Source organism: Paenarthrobacter sp. 10L420 (assembly GCF_056395385.1).
Map to the genome: position 1 here is coordinate 600,493 of NZ_JBFTJK010000001.1, position 19,615 is coordinate 620,107.

Annotated in this window: 17 protein-coding genes; 8 read left to right on the plus strand and 9 right to left on the minus strand. The window is 60.6% G+C overall.

Features of this window, described 5'->3' with window-relative positions; all coding sequences use genetic code 11:
- Positions 1–2 precede the first annotated feature (2 nt).
- The 7 genes from AC1DD5_RS02950 to AC1DD5_RS02980 all read right to left on the minus strand — a co-directional run bounded on the left by AC1DD5_RS02950 (position 3) and on the right by AC1DD5_RS02980 (position 6,153).
- Entirely contained in the window at positions 3–1,424 is a 1,422-nt protein-coding gene (locus AC1DD5_RS02950) for a CpaF family protein (RefSeq protein ID WP_477520568.1), read from the minus strand.
- A complete protein-coding gene (locus AC1DD5_RS02955) occupies positions 1,421–2,620 on the minus strand; it encodes a CpaE/TadZ family protein (RefSeq protein WP_477520569.1) in 1,200 nt (399 codons plus the stop codon). Before AC1DD5_RS02955 ends, AC1DD5_RS02950 begins: the two co-directional genes overlap by 4 nt.
- A complete protein-coding gene (gene cpaB, locus AC1DD5_RS02960; RefSeq protein ID WP_477520570.1) occupies positions 2,617–3,384 on the minus strand; it encodes a Flp pilus assembly protein CpaB in 768 nt (255 codons plus the stop codon). The genes AC1DD5_RS02955 and cpaB overlap by 4 nt, the downstream gene beginning before the upstream one ends.
- Before the next feature lie 59 nt (positions 3,385–3,443).
- Positions 3,444–4,490, minus strand: a complete 1,047-nt coding sequence (locus tag AC1DD5_RS02965) for a pilus assembly protein TadG-related protein (protein WP_477520571.1) — start codon at positions 4,488–4,490, stop codon at positions 3,444–3,446.
- Positions 4,478–4,885 carry a TadE/TadG family type IV pilus assembly protein gene (locus tag AC1DD5_RS02970; protein WP_477520572.1) on the minus strand — a complete coding sequence of 136 codons (408 nt, stop codon included), beginning with the start codon at positions 4,883–4,885 and terminating at the stop codon, positions 4,478–4,480. The genes AC1DD5_RS02965 and AC1DD5_RS02970 overlap by 13 nt, the downstream gene beginning before the upstream one ends.
- Positions 4,886–4,984: 99 nt before the next feature.
- Positions 4,985–5,179 (minus strand): Flp family type IVb pilin, encoded by a 195-nt coding sequence (locus tag AC1DD5_RS02975; protein WP_477520573.1) that lies wholly within the window; start codon positions 5,177–5,179, stop codon positions 4,985–4,987.
- A gap of 329 nt (positions 5,180–5,508) precedes the next feature.
- Positions 5,509–6,153 (minus strand): prepilin peptidase, encoded by a 645-nt coding sequence (locus AC1DD5_RS02980; protein ID WP_477520574.1) that lies wholly within the window; start codon positions 6,151–6,153, stop codon positions 5,509–5,511.
- 287 nt (positions 6,154–6,440) lie between these two features.
- Between AC1DD5_RS02980 and rplM the strand changes: the two genes are divergently transcribed.
- The 3 genes from rplM to glmM all read left to right on the plus strand — a co-directional run bounded on the left by rplM (position 6,441) and on the right by glmM (position 8,971).
- Complete coding sequence (rplM, locus tag AC1DD5_RS02985) at positions 6,441–6,884, plus strand: 50S ribosomal protein L13 (protein WP_011775554.1); 444 nt, start codon at positions 6,441–6,443, stop codon at positions 6,882–6,884.
- A gap of 38 nt (positions 6,885–6,922) precedes the next feature.
- Positions 6,923–7,429, plus strand: a complete 507-nt coding sequence (gene rpsI / locus AC1DD5_RS02990) for a 30S ribosomal protein S9 (protein WP_216925110.1) — start codon at positions 6,923–6,925, stop codon at positions 7,427–7,429.
- 177 nt (positions 7,430–7,606) lie between these two features.
- Entirely contained in the window at positions 7,607–8,971 is a 1,365-nt protein-coding gene (glmM, locus tag AC1DD5_RS02995; RefSeq protein WP_223946542.1) for a phosphoglucosamine mutase, read from the plus strand.
- A 100-nt stretch (positions 8,972–9,071) separates the two neighbouring features.
- Here glmM and AC1DD5_RS03000 read toward each other — a convergent pair whose 3' ends face one another.
- Entirely contained in the window at positions 9,072–9,920 is an 849-nt protein-coding gene (locus AC1DD5_RS03000; RefSeq protein WP_477520738.1) for a M15 family metallopeptidase, read from the minus strand.
- 21 nt (positions 9,921–9,941) lie between these two features.
- On the minus strand, positions 9,942–10,907 hold the full coding sequence (gene coaA, locus AC1DD5_RS03005; protein WP_477518160.1) for a type I pantothenate kinase: 966 nt from the start codon (positions 10,905–10,907) through the stop codon (positions 9,942–9,944).
- A gap of 144 nt (positions 10,908–11,051) precedes the next feature.
- Here coaA and glmS point away from each other — a divergent pair, with 144 nt between their 5' ends.
- The 5 genes from glmS to treY all read left to right on the plus strand — a co-directional run bounded on the left by glmS (position 11,052) and on the right by treY (position 19,601).
- Positions 11,052–12,935, plus strand: a complete 1,884-nt coding sequence (gene glmS / locus AC1DD5_RS03010) for a glutamine--fructose-6-phosphate transaminase (isomerizing) (protein WP_442004083.1) — start codon at positions 11,052–11,054, stop codon at positions 12,933–12,935.
- 4 nt (positions 12,936–12,939) lie between these two features.
- Positions 12,940–13,287 carry a holo-ACP synthase gene (locus tag AC1DD5_RS03015; protein ID WP_216925115.1) on the plus strand — a complete coding sequence of 116 codons (348 nt, stop codon included), beginning with the start codon at positions 12,940–12,942 and terminating at the stop codon, positions 13,285–13,287.
- Positions 13,288–13,305: 18 nt separating this feature from the next.
- On the plus strand, positions 13,306–14,877 hold the full coding sequence (locus AC1DD5_RS03020; RefSeq protein WP_477520575.1) for an NAD(P)H-hydrate dehydratase: 1,572 nt from the start codon (positions 13,306–13,308) through the stop codon (positions 14,875–14,877).
- 69 nt (positions 14,878–14,946) lie between these two features.
- A complete protein-coding gene (glgX, locus tag AC1DD5_RS03025; protein ID WP_442018352.1) occupies positions 14,947–17,292 on the plus strand; it encodes a glycogen debranching protein GlgX in 2,346 nt (781 codons plus the stop codon).
- The gene (gene treY, locus AC1DD5_RS03030; RefSeq protein WP_477520576.1) at positions 17,289–19,601 is read left to right on the plus strand and encodes a malto-oligosyltrehalose synthase; all 2,313 of its coding nucleotides are present in this window, start codon (positions 17,289–17,291) and stop codon (positions 19,599–19,601) included. Before glgX ends, treY begins: the two co-directional genes overlap by 4 nt.
- Positions 19,602–19,615: the final 14 nt, after the last annotated feature.

Here is a 19,615-nt window from a genome sequence, read left to right on the forward strand (position 1 = left end):
GGCTACCGCCTTCCCGCGGGGAGCGACTGCACTCCGAAGATCGCTGGCGAAACGGCTATTCCGAGCTCGGCGAACCGGTCCAGAAAACGGGGGCGGATGCCGGTCGGAAGCGCTTTTCCCAAGAAGCGTCCCTGAGGGTCCAGACCTGCCGAATAATCGAAGATGAATGCGTCCTGCAAAGTCACGACATCTCCCTCCATACCCTGGACTTCAGTCACGTGAGTGATACGCCGGCTCCCGTCCCTAAGCCTGGTGACCTGCACTATCAGGTCAACGGCGGACGACACCTGTTCGCGAATCGCCCGGAGAGGAAGATCCATCCCGGCCATCAGCACGAGCGTCTCCAAGCGGGCTATGGCATCGCGAGGAGAGTTGGCGTGAACGGTAGACAATGAGCCGTCGTGGCCGGTATTCATGGCCTGCAACATGTCAAGGGACTCGCCCCCGCGGACCTCGCCCACAATGATGCGGTCGGGACGCATACGGAGGGAGTTTCGCACCAAATCTCGGATGCTTATCGCGCCCTTTCCTTCGATATTGGGCGGGCGACTCTCCAGCCTGACAACGTGCTGCTGCTGCAGTTGTAGTTCCACAGCATCTTCGATGGTGACGATGCGATCGGATTCAGGAATGAAAGAGGACAAAACATTCAGTAGGGTGGTTTTTCCCGTGCCAGTGCCCCCGGAGACAATCACGTTGAGCCGGGCCCTTACGCATGCACTGAGAAGCTCCGCCATCTCCTGACTCATGGATCCCCATTCGATGAGGTTTCGTACCGTCAGGGGGACGTGGCTGAACTTTCTGATGGTCAGTGATGGTCCGTTGACTGCCAGCGGAGGAATGATCGCGTTGACGCGAGAGCCGTCCTCCAAGCGAGCGTCGACAAGCGGTGACGATTCATCGATCCGACGTCCCACCTTGGAAACAATCCGTTCAATGACCTTCCGGAGATGTGCGTCGGAACTGAATTGCAGATCTGTTAGTGCTAGTTGCCCGTGGCGTTCAACATAGATTTGATCAAAGCGGTTGACCATCACTTCCGTCACACTTGGGTCCTCAAGCAGACGTTGCAGGGGGCCAAATCCCATCACTTCGTCAGCGATTTCCCGGATGAGACGCCGCCGCTCTTCCGGGGACAAAGGGACCTGCTCATCGTCGATGACTGCGGAAAGCTCGTCGACCGCAAATGAACGAAGATCTTCCTCGGACGATGAAGTGTCTCCGAGCCTGCTTCCCATTCGTTCAAACAGGGCAGAGGCCGCCCGCTGTTTTAGGCCGCCTAAAGCATCGGTAGCTGGGGCAGCCAGCACGCCGCCCAAGATCGGAGCAGCGGTTTGTGCTGACAAGGTTGATACGGACTCACTTACAGGCATTTCCATCGCGGCTAATGGGCTGTTCTTCGAGAGCCTTTCTGACAGCTTCATGACACCACAACCCTTCGGTGCAGCTTGTTCTGCGGGACGGTTTCAAGGCGAGGGTCAAAACGCTCAACCAGTTTCTTCAAGCCCTTGGTTGCCGAATCGCGCGTGGTTCCCTGGAGAATGGGGACACCACGGTTGGTAGAGAACGGCAGATTACGTGAACGCGGGATAACGGTGTCTACAGGAACGCCAATAGTCGCCTCTACGTCCTGGACGGAAATGCCACTCTTCCTGTCAGCGAAGTTGAGAACTGTGTGGCGGCCTTGAGGGAGCAGCTGGAGCTCTCTCAGCACACTGAAGCATTTACGAAGCCCGCGAATGCTGGGAACATCCATTCCACAGACCCAGACCCCATCTGTTGCCAGTTCAAGCGTGGCGAGGCAGTGTTCGCCTAAACCAGGTGCTGTGTCCACCACCACGTATCTGAACTCTGTCGCTAGTTGAGTGATGAGTCTGCTCACGTGTTGAGCGGTGATGTAGTCAGAATCCGAGGGCTTCTGTGGTGCGCATAGGGCATATATTCCAGCAGGATGAACTGTAAGGAACGCCTTGAGTACCATCGAGTCCTGGGCCGCAGGGCCATGGACGGCCTCCGTGATGGAGTGTTCCGGCTCAAGTAGCAGGCCGGAGGCAACATCGCCAAACTGAAGATCCAGATCAACAATCACCACACTCATCGGAGCAAGTGCTCCAAGTCCGACCGCAAGATTGGTGGCAATGGTTGTCTTGCCAACGCCGCCCTTCGGGGACATGACGGCAATGACTCTGCCTCGTTCTTGTCCCGACTCAGCTGCAGGCTGCATGCCACGCCGCCGGCTGGCAGCGGCAAGACACGCACGTTCAAGAAGAACGCGTAGCTCGTTGATTTCAATCTCTGGCGTGACCACGTCCCGGATGCCCGAATGCATGGCGCGGAGCACGATCTCAGCAGACGGGTCAGCCACCAGCAGGAGGCTGATTTCCGGGTACTGAAGGTCGAAGACAGTAGCCAACTTCAGCGCATCATCCGGATTCACGCCTGGTCCCAGAATCATGACCTCGGGTGGCGCGCCGGTCAGCTGCTTGAAGACGTCGTCCGTTCCACCCTTCAACACATCAGGGGAGAGTGTCTGCAAGTCCCCGTGCAGGGCTCCCGTGATGGCCTGGCGAACACGGGCCTCAAAATCTCGTACTGCAGTGATGGCTACAAAGCGGCTCATTGGACCAGCCCTCCGAACGTTGTTGTTGGCGGATCGCTCTTCGCCGTCTTGTCCGTCTGCTTCGAAAGCCACAACGTCCCGAACTCCGCGCCGAAGACCATCTTGGATGCATTGGCGTCGCTCACCGCCACGGTCACATAGGCCGAGCCGTTGGGAAGAGCTACACCTTTCTCGGTTCCCGCAGACTTTTCAGCGTCAGGACTAGCCTGCTGGACCGCAGTCACGAGGACGTCGTGATAGAGCAACTCCGTGAAGTTCTTCCAACCCGTCATGTTGGCAGGGAGGTTGGCGCCCGCAGGGACGGAGTCGTCCAGCTTGAAGGACGCGAACACCGTGACAGTATCGCCGGCCTCGATGCGGCCACCGAGAATGCGTTCCGGCGCCAACACGAACGTTGTCTCCTGTAGGCCCTCCGGGACGGGCACGGTTCCAGGCGCCAGATCCTTCGGGTTAACTAGTTTCACTCCCAGCAATTGTTCGCCGGGCTGCAGTTCCGCGGAGGTGACTTTGCCCTTTTGATCGGTGAGGGCATTAATGGTGCCTGGTGCAACGGCGGATTGAGGTAGCGTCTCCGCCTTGACCTTCGATTGAATTTCTTCGACTTTGGTGCCGGCCGGAATACGCTCCTTCACCACAAGTACGCTGACGGGATCTAGCCCTTGCTGTGCCCGCTTGTCGGCCCCCTGAACATAGGTGACCAGCAAGACCGTGCCGATGACTGCCAATAGCAGTGCTGCAATGCCTCCCAGTAGGCGTGTTTTCACTTTGTAACTCCTTCCGAGTTCTCGTGAGTTTTTATTGATAGGAGACGCTCAACGAGCGCCTATTTGGTGAGCGTTACAACAGACGCTCCATAGTTGGGAATGCCACCTGACGACTGAGAACCTTCTTCGAGTGATACGAAACGGGAGAAATAGCCCTGCAGCGCTCGGCAATTACCTGTACAGCTGGGTGCTAATGGATCCAGTTTCTGGCCACCGTCGAACTTGTATCCGGTGACTTGGAAGGCTGCAAAACCGATCAGGGTGTACTTTGTTTTATTGCCGTTTTGCGCTGCCGTTTTGAAGAGTGGTATCAGTGCTGGCTCGTCCATGATGTGGGCAAGCACTGAATTGCAGGTGGCCCCGTTGGGGAAGTGGTTACCAGGCTGGCCCTGTACTACAGCACTAATGCTTATGTCGGTCGAGCAGCCTGAGGTGGTCTCAAGCCAGCCAAAACCGCCGGGCTGGTAGCCATTTTGGGCTACGCACCCACCAACTGCCGGAGCGTTCGTGTCGTAGCGAAGCGTGACGTGAGTGGGAATTGGATCGCCAGTAAAGGTGCCGGTCGAATTGAGCGAGGCAAGTTGCGCCGGGGAAAGGTACTTTTTGAAAACACATTCACTGACGGTCCAAGGCAAAGTGGTTGCACTCTTCGGAGCACCCCAGGATGCTTCTGCCGTCGCATGCACTTGCGTTGTTTCGACACCGAAGGCCCGGGCAAAGAACAGTGAGAAACTGTTGGCGCCCGAACCCGCATCGCGGGCGTTGGTTACAACGCGGACAGTGGTTGCCGCGGGAAACGTGACCACAGCTCCACTTGAGTTATCGTTCGCGTTATTGTTGGCGAACTGGTTTCCAGTGGTTGAGCTGCTCCCGCAACTTCCACCCGCGCAATCAGTGGCGATGGCTAGAGCAGCTGCGTCGGCACCATTTTGCAATTGTGCCTTTTCTGCGTAGACAGCGCCCACATCTACTGCAAGGGCTGCGAAACCTAACAAGACCACCATGGTGCCTGCCACAATGACAGCGGCGGCGCCACGTTCCCTGTCCTCGACTGGCATGTGGCGGCGCCAAATCTTGTGCGCCCAGTGACTGCTTATCCACCGCATCGCATTACCCCCACTCCCGTCATGTTGAGTGGGAAGATGCCGGGTGCTCCAAAAAACCCAGAGTCCAGGAATCCTGACATTGAAGGCAGTGAGACGCTGGTGGTTACTTTAACGTTGGATCCGGGGGCACAGCCGGCAGCGTTGTCACTAACCGTGACGCCAAGACCGTTGAGTGCTGGAGCGGCGGCCAACGCCGCGCCAGAGACGTTCAGCCCGCCGTCCTTGTAATGAACTGCCGCATAACGGGCTCCCTCACGTGCTGCTTGTGTGAGTGAAACCTGGACGTTATACGCCCGGCCGAATTCCATTATTCCCAGAAGGATTAGCAGTAGGAGCGGCAGCACGATGGCCATTTCAACTGCGGCGGCACCCCGCTCGTTCGTCGTAGATTTCAAGGTGTTCTCCTGGTCCCAGATCCAGACAAAATGTTGAGTTAAAGCGATTGGTTGGCCGTGGTTGCCAACTAGCCCCCACGACCAACCATCGAATGCTTCTTACGGGGCCAAGGTAATGCCGTCGAAGAGGTTGAAGACCTTGGTGCCAAGGGCGAAGGCTGCAACGGATACGACCACGGCGATGGCGGCGACCATGATGCCGTATTCAACCATCGTCGCGCCCTTCTCCTCGGAGGTGAGGCGGGCCTTGACGCCGGCGACGAACGAGATAACAGAGATCATAAGAGCAGACATTGGAAAATCCTTCCCAGATGAATTTTTAGGGTTTGGTTAATTTGGATATAGGTCCAGCAAATTATCGGAATTTGCCTCGCTTTCCGAACTACCCCCATGTTGCCTTTAGCGGTTCGGAATTCGATGAGATAAGAATTCACCCTGGACCTACCGCTGAACAATGCGTAGTCGTACTCGAATTCCTGCAACACAAATCCAGTTGTCACCCGTAGAAGGGCAGGGGAGTACTCGGTTTGGAAGTCAAAAAGGGCAAGCGACTACTTGGAATAGACAGCAGCCTTAGATTTTTGAGCCCATGAAGAGCCTCGGAAATGCCAACGGGCGCAGGCCTACTGAAGTAGCAGAGTCACGCCCAGCGCCGCGACAACCATCGCAGGTCCGTGGGCTGTTTCTGCAGGCTTTTCCTTGCGACTCAGCCGCCACAGCAGCACCGTGAGCACGCCACCCACCACGAATCCCAGTAGTCCGCCGTAGAGTACTTGCTTCCAACCCAAGTACCCCAAGTACAGTCCGACGGGTGCTGCGAGCTTCACATCGCCCATTCCGAGGCTTCTCGGAGAAATAAGTCCCAGAATCAGGTAGCCAACGAAGAGTATGAGGCCGCCGGCGAGTGCTCGGAGCAGCTCCGGCCAGGCGGGAGCCAGTGCAGCGGAAGCTGCAAGGAGGACAAAACCACCCCCAAGCAGGAACAAAACGAGGGGGTTTGGCAGCAAATGGAGCGTGAAATCAATTCTCGAAAGCTGCACCCCAAGAAGTGCCAATAAAAGGAACGCCGGCAATTCCGCGGTAAAACCAAAGCGCCAACCCAGCAGAGCAAAGAGCAGTGCGGTGACTGCCGCCGTCGTGATCCGGACCTTAAGGGAAGGTGGCTCGCCGAGTCGCGGCAGGGCACGGGCGATCACGAACTCGACGGCCGGGCTCAACAGCAGGCCGGCAACGGCGAGCAGGAGCAGGAAAACGGGACCGTTGGTCATGTACTCTCCCTCAAAGCGCATGCGACCCCGAGGGGCGGATACCCCATTTTGACCCGGACGGCCCGTTGAAGGTATTGTTTATAGTCGTTGTGCGTGTCCTATCTCGATGACACATGCCTTCTCGGGGATCCAGTTGCAGGATCGCTAACTCAAGAGGCATATCGAGATTCTGGGATGACTGGTCTATAGAGCCCTCACCTCTGCTCCGGTAACGCATACATAGTAGGTACACGCCTCACTGCGTGTCGCCTAAAACATGAACGCCAGAACAAGAACGAGGCAAAACCGTGCGTACGTACACCCCGAAGCCCGGCGATATCAACCGCCAGTGGCACGTCATTGACGCCACCGACGTTGTCCTTGGTCGTCTTGCCAGCCAGACCGCAACACTGCTGCGCGGAAAGCACAAGCCGACCTTTGCGTCCCACATGGACATGGGCGACTTCGTCATCATCATCAACGCTGAAAAGGTTGCCCTCACCGGCGCCAAGCTGGAGCAGAAGCGCGCATACCGCCACTCCGGCTACCCGGGCGGCCTGACCTCCGTCAACTACGCCGAGCTGCTGGAATCCAACCCGGTTCGCGCTGTTGAGAAGGCCATCAAGGGCATGCTCCCCAAGAACTCCCTCGCCGCTCAGCAGCTGGGCAAGCTCAAGGTCTACGCAGGCCCCGAGCACCCGCACGCTGCACAGCAGCCGAAGACTTTCGAAATCACCCAGGTCGCCCAGTAGTCCTGGCCACCAAACAACTTTTTATTACAAGGAGAACCGTGGCTCAGAACGAAGAACTGACCGCCGAAGCCGTCGAGGCTGAGGAAACCCTCACCAGCTACACCTCTGAAAGCACATCTGTTGAAGATGCGCCCAAGAAGGAGCGCCCGGCACTGACCGTTGCCGGTGCAGCTGTTGGCCGCCGCAAGGAAGCCGTTGCACGCGTTCGCGTCATCCCGGGTTCCGGCAAGTGGATCATCAACGGCCGTACGCTCGAGAACTACTTCCCGAACAAGCTGCACCAGCAGGACGTCAACGAGCCCTTCAAGATCCTTGATCTTGAAGGCGCCTACGACGTCATCGCCCGCATTCACGGCGGTGGCATCTCCGGCCAAGCCGGTGCACTGCGCCTCGGTGTTGCTCGCTCGCTGAACGAGATCGACGTCGACAACAACCGCGCCACCCTCAAGAAGGCCGGTTACCTGCGCCGTGACGCCCGCGTCATCGAGCGTAAGAAGGCCGGTCTCAAGAAGGCACGTAAGGCTCAGCAGTACTCCAAGCGTTAATCTGCGCTTGCTCGAAAGCCCGTTCCGCCGTTTCGGCGGGGCGGGCTTTCGCCGTTTAAGAAGGTTGCGATTAAGCAGTTCAAAGAGGCGTGCTGAGAGCCGGATTTGACCCGCGCACATGACGTTCCGACACGCTGCTGGACGGGTGGTGTCCCGTCGTCGTCTAAACTTGAGCCGATGTCTAGATTATTTGGAACAGATGGCGTGCGCGGTCTCGCGAACGGATTGCTCACCGCCGAGCTGGCTATGCAGCTGGCCCAGGCCGCCGCCGTCGTACTCGGCCATGACCGCACAACCGATGGCAAGCGGCCTCGCGCCGTCGTCGCCCGGGACCCCAGAGCGAGTGGCGAGTTCCTTGCCGCCGCCGTCGAAGCGGGGCTCTCCAGCTCCGGCATCGATGTCTATGACGCCGGGGTGCTGCCCACCCCGGCTGCGGCCTACCTGGTGGCAGACCTCGACGCCGATTTCGGCGTTATGCTCTCGGCTTCCCACAACCCCGCCCCGGACAATGGGATCAAGTTCTTCGCACGCGGCGGCCAGAAGCTGCCCGACGACGTCGAGGACGCCATCGAAGCGCAGCTCGGCAAAGAGCCACAGCGCCCGGTGGGCGGCGACGTCGGACGCATCCAGCGCTTCTCCGACGCTGAAGACCGCTACATTGTCCACCTGCTCGGCACCCTCCCCAAGCGCCTCGAAGGCCTGAAGGTTGTCCTGGACTGCGCACACGGCGCGGCGAGCGGTTGTTCGCCGCAGGTATTCAAGGACGCCGGCGCAGACGTAGTCGTCATTGGCGCCGAGCCGGACGGCCTGAACATCAACGACGGCGTGGGCTCCACCCACCTGGGTCCGTTGAAGGAAGCGGTGGTAAAGCACGGAGCGAACCTCGGCATTGCCCACGACGGCGACGCCGACCGTTGCCTCGCTGTGGACCACGAAGGCAACGAAGTAGATGGCGACCAGATCATGGCGATCCTGGCACTGGCGCTCAATGAAGCGGGCAAACTCAAGGACAGCATCCTGGTTGCCACGGTCATGAGCAACCTCGGACTCAAGATCGCCCTTCGCAATGCCGGCATCACCATCCGCGAAACCGCTGTTGGCGACCGTTACGTGCTGGAGGAAATGCGCGACGGCGGCTACAACCTGGGTGGCGAACAGTCCGGCCACGTGATCTTCTCCGATTACGCAACCACCGGCGATGGAGTGCTCACCGGCTTGCAGCTTGCTGCGCAGGTGGCCCTCACAGGGCGTAGCTTGAAGGAGCTCGCTACGGCGATGACCAAGCTCCCGCAGCTCATGATCAACGTCAAGGGCGTAGACAAGGCCCGGGCAGGCACCGACGAAGGCGTGGCCGCAGCGGTAGCCGCTGCTGAATTGGAACTGGGCGAAACCGGCCGCGTGCTGCTCCGCCCGTCCGGTACCGAGGCTCTGGTCCGCGTCATGGTGGAAGCCGCCGACATGGAGACTGCTGAACGAATTTGCAACAGCCTGGCTGCTGTAGTCAAAGAACGCCTTAGCGCTCCCAGCGAACTGGCTGTATAGAACCCAAGCAACCTCGGCCCGCTTTCCTGATCACCGGTTTACTGGTTTGCAGGAGGGCGGGCCGCACTGGTTAAAAGGACGGGCTCTAAAAGGACCGGCGCTACAGGTAGTCCGGTGCTGCTTCCAACCCGAAGTACTCCTCAAGCGTTGCGATGCCTCGGGTGTTCATCTCTGTCGCTGCTTCGACGCCGATGTAGCGTAGGTGCCAGGACTCGTAGAAGTATCCTGTGGTTTCGTGGAACATCCATGGATAGCGGACGATGAAACCGAATTTGTGCGCGTTGGCTTTGGCCCAGATAGCCGCGGGTTGGTCGGCGAAGCAGGGTTGGAAACTGCAGGCACCTCCGCCGTCGCCAATGTCAAAGGACCAGCCCGTTTGGTGTTCGGAATGACCGGGGCGTGCCGAAGCCCGGTCGGCTGCAACTTGGCCACTGCTGGCGACGTAGCCGTTGTAGGTGACCACCTGGGTGGAATAGGAACGGTACCCGGATGCCAATGCCATGACGACGCCCTCGGCTGCCGCTGCGCCAAACATCTTTTCTGCGGCAGTCGCCGTCGTGCTGTTCATCAGGGCGGCTTCGCCGCTGACGGCGAGCCGGATGTTTGGCTGAACCAAATCCGCCGGGACGTAGTTCTGCGGGTTCAACGGCCGGTGTTTGTTGACCACCACCCACGGGCTGGCTGGATCGGTCAGCGAGAACTGCTTGGCTGCGGCCTGAGAGGGCGCTGCCGTGGGAGGGCTGCTGGAAGGTTCTGTAGCCGCCGCGGGCGTAGCTGCAGTGACTTGAGTTGGCGTGGCGCTCGAGGCGGCGGTGGACGGTGTCGTCGAAGTCCCGGCAGGGGAGGTCGCTGCAGGGGAGGCTGCGGGGCCATCAGGAGTGCAGGCAGCCAGTGCGGCCATGCCTGCGCCAGCGGTGAGGAGACCCGCGAATGCCCGGCGGCTGGGCATCGGCTGAGGTTGGATGTCCACTTAGACCTTCCGCAAAAGCATGCGGCGGATGGAGTGGTCGGCGTCCTTGGTAAGTACCAGCTGCGCGCGGCCACGGGTGGGGAGGACGTTCTCTTCGAGGTTCGGCTCATTGATGCGCTTCCAGATACCGCGGGCTGTTGATTCGGCATCTTCGTCGGAGAGCGTGGCGTAGCGGTGGAAGTAGGACTCTGGCTGGGCGAAGGCTGTGGTGCGGAGCTTTCGGAACCGATCGACGTACCACTCCTCAATGTAGGAGGTCTTGGCGTCAACGTAGATGGAGAAGTCAAAGAAGTCGCTCAGCGCGAGGCCCTGCTTGCCATCCATGCGGGGCCTGGCAGGGGCCAGAACGTTGAGCCCTTCAACGATCAGGACGTCCGGGCGGCGCACAACAACTTCCTTGCCTGGGACGATGTCGTAGGTGACGTGGGAGTACCACGGTGCCCGGACTTCCTCGGCTCCGCCTTTGATTTCCGACACAAAACGCAATAGCGCACGGCGGTCGTAGGACTCCGGGAAACCCTTGCGTTCCAGCAAATGCCGGCGCTTCAGCTCGGCCAGCGGGTACAGGAAGCCGTCTGTGGTGATGAGTTCTACGTTTGGTGTTCCCGGCCAGCGCCGCAGCATTTCACGAAGAACACGGGCGATGGTGGACTTTCCAACAGCCACGGAACCGGCCACACCGATGACGAACGGGGTGCGCTGCGTTTGCTCGCCCAGGAACGTTGTTGTCGCTGCGTGTAGCTCATGCGAAGCCTGCACGTAAAGGTGCAGAAGCCGCGAAAGGGGGAGGTATACCTCCCGCACTTCCTTCATATCCAGGGGATCGCCGAGCCCTCGGAGGCGGAAAATGTCCTCTTCGTTGAGGGGCTGCTCCATCTGTGCTGCGAGCCGGGACCACGTTTGGCGGTCCAGCTCAACAAAGGGGGAAGCGCCGTCGCCGTTTGCTTCGGTGCGTTGCAAAGTCACGTTCTGATTCTGCCCTTAGCCCGGCGGATCAGGAAATGCGCGACGACGTGAAGGTGAATTGTGGGTGATTAACCAGTCACTGGCAATAGGAGGAGAAGGGATGTCCCACATCAGTTGTTTGACCTAGCCGTTAGGCTTATACCCATGTGTGGAATCGTAGGCTATGTTGGCAATTCGTCTCGTAAGGCAGCTGGTCACAGCGCCCTTGACGTCGTCGTGGAGGGGCTGCGTCGTCTTGAGTACCGCGGCTATGACTCCGCTGGCGTCGCAGTGGTGGCTGATGGAACCATCTCGTCCCGTAAAAAGTCCGGCAAGTTGAGCAACCTGATCAGTGAACTGGAAGCAAACCCGGTTCCCGAATCCCTGACCGGCATTGGCCACACCCGTTGGGCCACGCATGGTGGGCCCACCGACCGTAACGCACACCCGCACCTTTCCGACGGCGGGCGTCTGGCGTTGATTCACAACGGCATCATCGAAAACTTCGCCGAGCTCAAGCAAGAACTGCTGGGTAAGGGCGTCACCTTCGAGTCGGAGACAGACACCGAAGTTGCTGCTGCACTGGTTGGCGACATCTTCCGCAACGAACTCAACGGCAACGGCGGCGACCTCACCCACGCGATGCGACTGGCCTGCCAGCGCCTGGAAGGTGCATTCACCCTCCTCGCCGTCCACGCGGACCAGCCCGACGTCGTCGTGGCCGCCCGCCGTAACTCCCCGCTCGTGGTTGGCCTTGGCGACGGCGAGAACTTCCTCGGCTCGGACGTCTCCGGCTTCATCGACTACACGCGTCGCGCCGTGGAACTCGGCCAGGACCAGATCGTCACCATCACCGCGGACTCCGTGGAGATCACAGACTTCTTCGGCGCTCCCGCTGAAGGCAAGGAATACCACGTTGACTGGGACCCGGCTTCTGCCGAAAAGGGTGGCTTCAGCTCCTTCATGGAGAAGGAAATCCACGACCAGCCCGACGCCGTAGCGCAGACTCTCCTGGGACGCTCGGACCTCAACGGAAAGCTGACGCTGGACGAAGTCCGCATCGATCCGGAACTCCTCAAGCAGGTTGACAAGATCATCGTTCTGGCATGCGGTACCGCAGCCTACGCTGGGCTGGTTGCCAAGTACGCCATCGAAAACTGGTGCCGTATCCCCACGGAAGTAGAGCTCGCACACGAGTTCCGTTACCGCGATCCGATCGTTGACGCCAACACCCTGGTGGTTTCCATCAGCCAGTCCGGCGAGACCATGGATACGCTCATGGCCGTCCGCTACGCCCGCGAACAGGGCGCCAAGACGATCTCCATTTGCAACACCAACGGTTCCACCATCCCGCGCGAATCCGACGCCGTGCTCTACACCCACGCTGGTCCGGAGATCGCAGTTGCATCCACCAAGGCGTTCCTCGCCCAGATCACTGCCGCCTACCTGCTTGGCCTTTACCTGGCCCAGCTGCGTGGCAACATCTTCTCCGGCCAGATCAAGGACGTCCTCGCGGACCTGAACAAGATCCCGGCCAAGATTCAGAAGATCCTGGACAACGCAGGTCCCTTGCGTGAACTCGCCCGCAGCATGAAGGACGAAAAGTCCGTCTTGTTCCTGGGCCGCCACGTTGGCTACCCGGTTGCCCTGGAAGGCGCCTTGAAACTCAAGGAAATTGCCTACATCCACGCTGAGGGCTTCGCCGCTGGTGAACTCAAGCACGGACCGATCGCCCTGATCGACGACGGCCAGCCGGTTTTCGTGGTTGTGCCGTCCCCGCGTGGTCGTGACTCCCTCCACTCCAAGGTTGTCAGCAACATCCAGGAAGTCCGCGCACGTGGTGCACGCACTCTGGTCATTGCGGAGGAAGGCGACGAGTCGGTCAAGGATTACGCAGAGCACGTGTTCTACGTCCCCGAGACGCCCACGCTGCTCATGCCGCTGCTCACCACCGTGCCCCTGCAGATCTTTGCTGCCGAGCTGGCCGGGGCGAAGGGTTACGACGTCGATCAGCCGCGTAACCTCGCCAAGAGCGTGACCGTAGAATAACCGCATGATTGTTGGCATTGGCGTAGACGTCGTAGACATCGAGCGGTTCGCCCGGCAGCTGGAGCGGACCCCCGGATTGCGGGACAGACTGTTTGTTCCTGCGGAGCGGGAACTCAACACCAGATCACTCGCTGCGCGCTTCGCTGCCAAGGAAGCGGTGGCCAAGGTCCTGGGCGCTCCCGCCGGCATGAACTGGCAGGACTGCTGGATCGGACTTGACCAGAATGGTCCGACCGTTCAGGTCAAAGGAACGGTGCTGGCCGTATCTGACGCCAAAGGCGTCAAGCGCTGGCACCTGTCCATGAGCCACGATGGCGGCATCGCTACGGCGTATGTCCTCGCCGAGGGCTAAACGGACCTTCATATAACGATGATCAGCGCCTTCACCGGACAACAGATCAGGGATGCGGAACAACCGCTCCTGGACTCCGGTGAGGGCGCTGTTCTCATGCAACGGGCCGCTTACGGCTTGGCACAGGAAGTGGCCCGCGTGGTTAAGGCCCGGCGCAAGCTGACCGGCGCCAGCGTGACGGTTCTGGCAGGCAAGGGCAATAACGGCGGTGACGGCCTCTTCGCGGCTTCCATGCTTGCCCGCCGCGGCATGCGGACGACGGCGGTCCTCGCCTCAGCGGAAGTCCACCCTGACGCGCTGGTGGCGTTTCAGGCTGCGGGCGGCCGTGTGCTGCAACTGGATCCCGGCAATGCCGAGGAGCTTGCCGTCCTCTGCGCTGGTGACGATGTCATTATCGATGCCCTCCTGGGCACCGGCGCGCGGGGCGGATTGCGTGATGCTTCTGCGGAGTTGGTTGCTTCCCTTCAGGAGCTGAAGCCCCGTTGTGTGGTGGCGTGCGATCTCCCCAGCGGACTGGATGCGACCACAGGGGAAGTCCACTGGCCGGTGTTGGACGCCGATGTCACTGTGACTTTCGGTGGCATCAAGGCCGGTTTGATGACAGACCCCGGTGAGGGCTGTGCCGGACGCGTCGTTCTGGTGCAGATTGGGATCGAGGATTCCCTGGATACCCCTGAGCTGCGCCGGCTTGCTTTCACGGACCTGAATTCCTTGCTCCCCAAACCCGGCCGCCGCTCCCATAAGTACTCCCGCGGCGTCCTGGGTGTCGTTGCGGGCTCGGTTCGTTTTGCCGGGGCAGCCGTGCTGAGCGTCCATGCGGCAGCAGTGACCGGCGCAGGCATGGTCCGTTACGTGGGGCCCGAATCTGCGGCACGCCAAGTGCTCACCCGGACGCCCGAGGCACTGTGGGAGACGGACGATCCTGGGCGCGTTCAAGCGTGGCTGCTTGGTCCGGGCGTGGACGGGGAGGACCAACTCCGACGTGCCGGGGACGCCGCGGAGTCAGCGATTGCCGCTGAGCTGCCAGTCGTCGTCGACGCCGGAGCCTTGAGCATCCTGCCGGAGCATTGTCCCGCGCAGTGGATCCTCACGCCCCACGCCGGGGAACTTGCGACACTGCTGGCATCCCTTCCGTCCAGTGGCGAGGTCGCCGTGACCCGCGAGGACGTCGAGTCGCGGCCGCTGCACTTCGTACGGCAAGCAGCCGAACAAACCGGCGCCACAGTCCTCCTGAAGGGTGCCACCACACTGGTGGCCTCGCCGTCGGGCGTTGTTTTCAGTCAGTCCGAGGGCACCGCCTGGATGGCGACCGCCGGCAGCGGCGATGTCCTGGCGGGCATTCTGGGCGCATTGCTGGCGCAATCTGTGGACTCGGTCAAGGACGACGACGGCGCGTACGCGGCCCTGGGTTTGAAACTGGACGACCGCTGGGCTGCTGTGGCCGCGGTTGCCGCCAGTGTTCATGGCCGAGCAGGTGCGATCGCGTCGAAAGATTTTGATGGTGGCCCCCTTACAGCCTCGGCGATCTTGGCAGCGGTACCGAGCGTCATAGGTTCGCTGACTGCGGAATACGACCGCACAAGACCGTAAGGTTACTGTCCGTGTCAGGGGTCATGAGTAGGCTTGCAGCAAGTTATCCGCATCACCAGAGGAGAACGCATGGAAGTCTGGCCTGGATCGGCCTATCCGCTTGGAGCCACCTTTGACGGCACCGGCACCAACTTCGCGCTGTTCAGCGAGAAGGCCGAGAAAGTGGAACTGTGCCTCTTCGACGACGACGGCGGGGAAGTCCGCGTAGATGTCAGCGAGGTGGACGGCTACGTGTGGCACTGCTACCTGCCGCAAGTCCAACCGGGACAGAAATATGGCTATCGGGTGCACGGACCTTACAACCCCGATGCCGGCCAGCGGTTCAACCCCAACAAGCTGTTGCTGGACCCATATGCCAAGGCCATCCACCGGCAGATCGACTGGGACCCGGCACTGTTCTCCTACAACATGGGGGACCCGGACTCCCGGAATGACGCCGACTCCGCACCGCACATGATGCTGGGCGTCGTCATTAACCCGTTCTTCGACTGGGACGGCGACAAACTACTGAAGATTCCGTACCACAAGTCCGTCATCTACGAGGCACACGTCAAGGGACTTACCCAGCTGCATCCAGAGGTTCCCGAGGAACAGCGCGGAACGTACGCTGGCGTGGCTCACCCCGCAGTCATCTCCCACCTTCAAAAGTTGGGTATTACTGCGATCGAGCTCATGCCGGTGCATCAGTTCGTCAATGACGGGATCCTGCAGGACAAGGGCCTGAACAACTACTGGGGCTACAACACCATCGGCTTCTTCGCCCCGCATAACAGCTACAGTTCCAAGGGTGATACCGGCCAGCAGGTCCAGGATTTCAAGGCCATGGTGCGTTCCCTGCACAACGCCGGGATCGAAGTCATCCTGGACGTCGTTTACAACCACACGGCTGAAGGCAACCACCTCGGACCTACCCTGTCATTCAAGGGCATCGACAATTCCGCGTACTACCGCCTGGTGGAGAACGACCAAAAGTACTACATGGACTACACCGGCACCGGCAACTCATTGAATGTCCGCAGTCCGCATTCACTTCAGCTGCTGATGGATTCGCTCCGCTACTGGGTGACGGAGATGCACGTGGACGGGTTCCGTTTCGACCTCGCGTCCACCCTGGCCCGCGAATTCTATGACGTGGACAAGCTCTCAACCTTCTTCGAACTCATCCAGCAGGACCCCGTCGTGTCTCAGGTGAAGCTCATTGCCGAACCGTGGGATGTGGGTCCGGGTGGATACCAGGTGGGCAACTTCCCGCCGCAATGGACGGAATGGAACGGCCAGTACCGGGACACTGTCCGCGACTTCTGGCGCGGAGAACCCTCCACGCTCGGTGAGTTCGCCTCGCGTCTGACAGGCTCTGCCGACCTCTACGAACACTCCGGGCGCCGGCCTGTGGCATCGATCAACTTCGTCACTGCCCACGATGGCTTCACCTTGGCCGATCTCGTGTCGTACAACGAGAAACACAACGAGGCCAACGGTGAGGGCAATAACGACGGCGAATCGCATAATCGCTCATGGAATTGCGGCGTTGAAGGCCCCACGGACGATCCCAAGGTTCTAGGCCTCAGGGCCCGCCAGCAGCGGAACTTCATCGCCTCCCTTTTCCTGTCACAGGGCGTTCCCATGCTCCTGCATGGCGATGAACTTGGAAGGACGCAGCAGGGCAATAACAACGGTTACTGTCAGGACTCCGAGCTCACCTGGATCAACTGGGATAGCGTTGACCAGCCCTTGGTGGAGTTCACGGCTGCTGTTAGCGCCTTGCGGGCCAAACACCCCAGCCTGCGCCGAAGCAGATTCTTCGATGGCCGGCCGGTGTTGCGAGGCGAGGGCGAGCGGCTTCCGGACATCGTATGGCTGGATGCCGACGCCAGCACCATGACGCCCTCGGATTGGGACACCGCGCTGGGCCGTTCTGTTGGCGTGTTCTTGAACGGTGACGGCATCCACGGACGGGACACACAGGGCCGCCGGATCACCGACGTCAATTTCCTCCTCTACTTCAATGCGGACGCGGACGAGGTTGGGTTCCGGGTGCCATCAGACGAATATGCCCCTGCGTGGGACGTCATGATCGACACCGGGGGTGAAGGCGCTGATTCAGACGTCGTGAAGGCGGATCAGATCCTGATGATCGCAGCGAAGTCACTCGTGGTGCTTCGTGCCCACAGCACACCAGAGTCTGAGCCGGACCACTCTGTGGCCGCCTCCCTTGCCGCCCTAAGTCAGACGAGCACGCCCGAAACGGCGTCGCTCACGGCTCCTGCGGTGGATTCGAAGCGGACAGATTCGTCGACGAACGCTCGATCTACGAATGGGGCAGAGGCGGTCAGCGCTTCCGACGGGGGAGATCCACCCGTTGCGGAATCAAAACCCGCACGGAGGCGCCGTACTTCGAAGAAGGCGGACTCATGAGGACCCCCGTGTCAACGTACAGGCTGCAAATCCGCCAAAGCTTTACGCTTCAGGACGCCGCGGAACTCACCGGGTACCTGCACAACCTTGGGGTCGATTGGGTCTACGTATCGCCGATCCTCACCGCGGAAGAAGGCTCAGACCACGGTTATGACGTCACGGATCCTTCGTCCGTGGATCCTGCCCGTGGCGGAGCCGAGGGTCTGGCTGCGTTGTCCAAGGCCGCGCGCTCGAAAGGACTTGGCATCCTGGCGGACATCGTTCCCAACCACATGGGTGTCGCCTCGCCAGGACAGAATGCCTGGTGGTGGCAGCTCCTGAAGGAGGGTCGCTCGTCCAAGTACGCGGAAGCGTTCGACGTCGACTGGGACTTCGGCGGCGGAAAGATCCGTATCCCCGTGCTCGGCAGCGATGACGACCTTGGGCAACTCACTGTGGTGGACGGCGAACTGCACTACTACGATCACCGTTTCCCGTTGGCCGAGGGCAGCTTCAGTGCTGGAGACAGCCCGCAGGAGGTTCATTCGCGGCAGCACTATGAACTGGTGGGCTGGCGCCGCGCGGACGCTGAATTGAACTACCGCCGCTTCTTCGCAGTCAATACCCTGGCAGGCGTTCGCGTCGAGGTTGCGTGGGTATTCGATGAGGCGCATGAGGAAATCGTGCGATGGTTCCGCGAAGAGCTGGTGAATGGTCTCAGGATCGATCACCCCGATGGGCTGGCGGATCCTGAAGGGTATCTTGCAAGGCTTCGCAAGGAGACGGGCGGGGCGTACCTCCTGGTGGAGAAGATCCTTGAGCCGGGAGAGAAACTGCCGGAAACCTTTGATTGCGAAGGCACCACAGGGTATGACGCACTGGCGGACGTAGACCGCCTGTTCGTTGACCCAGCAGCCGAGGAATACCTGGACTCCCTCGATGCCCGGCTGCGGTATGCAGCCCAGCCGGCTGACTATGCGGACATGATCCACGGGACCAAACGGCGCATCGCCGATGGCATCCTGAGGTCTGAAATCCTCCGGTTGTCGCGGCTTGTTCCCGAGTCACCGGAATTGCCGCGCGACGAGGTAGCCGATGCCCTGGCCGAGATTATTTGCTGGTTCCCCGTCTACAGGACCTACCTTCCGCACGGCCAGGAGATCCTGGAAGAAGCCATGGAACGGGCAGCACAACATCGGCCGGGGCTCCGGTCTGTGCTGAACGGGCTAAGTCCACTCCTGACTGATACCACTGGGGAACTCGCCCGCCGCTTCCAACAGACCTCCGGCATGGTGATGGCCAAGGGTGTGGAGGACACCGCATTCTTCCGCTACACACGCTTGGGGACGCTCACCGAAGTGGGCGCCGATCCCACTGAGTTTGCGCTTTCGTCTGATGAGTTCCACGAGCGCATGGCACGTCATCAGGCAGAGATCCCGCTCTCCATGACCACGCTGAGCACCCACGACACCAAGCGCAGCGAGGACGCCCGGGCCAGGATTTCGGTGATTTCCGAATCTGTCCCCGAATGGGAACTCTTCCTTGGCACTGTCCAGGAGCTGGCGCCCATCCCGGACGGTCCGCTGGCCGCCCTTGTTTGGCAGTCCATTGCAGGCGCTTGGCCCGCCGATCGTGGGCGCCTCCAATCGTATGCGCTCAAGGCCGCCCGCGAAGCCGGAAATTCGACCAACTGGACCGACCCCAACCTGGACTTCGAGCGTCATTTGGCTGCCGCCGTCGACGCCGTTTTTGACGTCCCCGAGGTCGCTGCCGCGTTGGAGAATTTCGTCGAGGAACTCGAACCTTACGGAACTTCGAACTCGCTCTCAGCCAAGCTCATCCAATTGACCATGCCCGGCGTTCCGGATGTCTATCAGGGCACAGAGTTCCGGGATGGGTCACTGACTGACCCCGATAACCGGCGACCAGTGGACTTCCAAGCCCGGACCGCGGCGCTCGCGGAACTCGATGCTGGTGCGCGGCCTGAGTTCACGGACGAATCTGCCAAACTGCTGGTGGTCTCCAGGGCGCTCAGGTTGCGTCGGGACCGGCCAGAGCTGTTCGGCGGCTACGGGCCTTTGCACGCGAGCGGCGCGGCAGCTGAGCATGTGGTTGCATTCAGCCGCGGTGTGGACGCGCCCGGTGCCATTACCGTTGGCACGCGGCTGCCCAAGCGCCTCGCGCGTGAAGGCGGTTGGCGGGATACGGCCATCGACTTGCCGGTCAACTGCCATGACGAACTGACCGGAACCACGTACGACGCCGGTTCCGTCGCGGTTGCTACGCTGCTGGAGCACTACCCGGTCGCACTGCTGGTGCCCGCTGACTGATCCGCTGAACACGA